This window comes from Sutterella massiliensis, assembly GCF_016899755.1.
GTDB lineage: Bacteria > Pseudomonadota > Gammaproteobacteria > Burkholderiales > Burkholderiaceae_F > Sutterella > Sutterella massiliensis.
In genome coordinates this window covers 1-434 of the sequence record NZ_JACJJC010000297.1, presented here as the reverse complement: position 1 = coordinate 434, position 434 = coordinate 1, and the positions used below count along the sequence as shown (strand labels likewise).

General features: G+C 63.6%; 1 protein-coding gene. It reads left to right on the top strand.

Annotated features, from left to right (window positions below; translation table 11 throughout):
• On the top strand, positions 1–434 hold a 434-nt coding region (locus H6A60_RS12640), incomplete at both ends, for a hypothetical protein (protein WP_205105188.1).

Below are 434 nucleotides of genomic sequence, written 5' to 3'. Positions count from 1 at the left end.
GAATCCCGATGAGTCATTGTCTTCAAACCGCGCGGCGTCTGATTGTCGGCTGCGCGGCCGCCGCTGCGGCGGCTATGCCGGCCGCTGCGGCCGAGAATGCGGCCGACAAGCCGGCGGTGCCGACAGTTGCGGTGGAAAACATTCCGGCCGTTCCCGTTCGGCTTTTGCGGCCCGATGCCGAGCCTCGAAAAGTGGACGCCGTAACGCGAGCCGTTCCCGCTTCGCCCGATCGAATCGATCGGACTCTTTCGCCGATCGATCGGCACGAAACAGAAAGCCCCGGCTACCGCATGAACGAAAACCACACGATCCGCATGCGGCCCGGAGAGAACATCTTCATTCCGATCGCCGTCGGACATCCCAACCGCATCCTTACGCCGTTCAAGCACCCGCAGGTCGTCTCGACGACGCTTTCGAGCGGATCGAAGCAGGGC